Here is a 1,189-nt window from a genome sequence, read left to right as displayed (position 1 = left end):
TATTCCGTAATCTTGGTCACGACGCCGGCACCCACGGTGCGGCCGCCTTCACGAATGGCGAAGCGCAGACCTTCTTCCATCGCGATCGGGTGGATCAGTTCGACGTTCATCGTGACGTTGTCACCCGGCATCACCATCTCGGTGTCGGCCGGTAGTTCACACGCGCCCGTCACGTCGGTCGTGCGGAAGTAGAACTGCGGACGATAGCCCTTGAAGAACGGGGTATGACGACCGCCTTCTTCTTTCTTGAGCACGTACACTTCGCATTCGAACTTGGTGTGCGGCGTGATCGAACCGGGCTTGGCCAGCACCTGGCCGCGCTCGATGTCTTCACGCTTGGTGCCACGCAGCAGTACGCCAATGTTGTCGCCGGCCTGACCCTGGTCGAGCAGACGACGGAACATTTCGACACCGGTGACGGTGGTCTTGGTGGTGGGGTTGATGCCCACGATTTCGATGTCGTCGCCGACATTGACGATGCCACGCTCGACACGACCGGTGGCGACGGTGCCACGACCGGAGATCGAGAAGACGTCTTCGACCGGCATGAGGAAGGCGCCGTCCACGGCACGTTCCGGCTCGGGAATGAAGTCGTCCATGGCGCGCACGAGCTTGGCGATGGCTTCGATGCCGTATTCGCCTTCGTCGCCTTCCAGCGCCTTGAGCGCGGAGCCGACGATCACCGGGGTGTCGTCACCGGGGAAGTCGTAGGCGTCGAGCAGTTCGCGCACTTCCATTTCGACGAGCTCGAGCAGCTCTTCGTCGTCGACCATGTCGGCCTTGTTGAGGAACACGACGATATGCGGCACGCCGACCTGACGCGACAGCAGGATGTGCTCACGCGTCTGCGGCATGGGGCCGTCAGCAGCCGAAACCACCAGAATCGCGCCGTCCATCTGGGCGGCACCGGTGATCATGTTCTTGACGTAGTCGGCGTGACCCGGGCAGTCGACGTGGGCGTAGTGACGCGCTTCACTTTCGTATTCGACGTGCGAGGTCGAGATCGTGATACCACGCGCCTTCTCTTCCGGCGCCTTGTCGATCATGTCAAACGCCGACAGCTGCGATCCGAACAAACGGTTCGATACCACCGTCAGCGCCGCCGTCAACGTGGTCTTGCCATGGTCCACGTGACCAATCGTGCCGACGTTTACGTGCGGCTTGTTACGCTCGAATTTTGATTTGGACA

General features: G+C 61.2%; 1 protein-coding gene. It reads right to left on the bottom strand.

What is annotated here, in order from left to right; all coding sequences use genetic code 11:
* Nucleotides 1-1,189, bottom strand: a 1,189-nt coding sequence (gene tuf, locus S4A8_RS19100) for an elongation factor Tu (RefSeq protein ID WP_353221328.1), incomplete at both ends; no start/stop codon positions are given.

It is taken from the genome of Salinisphaera sp. S4-8 (genome assembly GCF_040361235.1).
In the GTDB taxonomy this organism is placed as follows: domain Bacteria; phylum Pseudomonadota; class Gammaproteobacteria; order Nevskiales; family Salinisphaeraceae; genus Salinisphaera.
The sequence above is the reverse complement of the archived record's forward strand: the minus strand, read 5'-3'. Positions and strand labels throughout refer to the sequence as shown.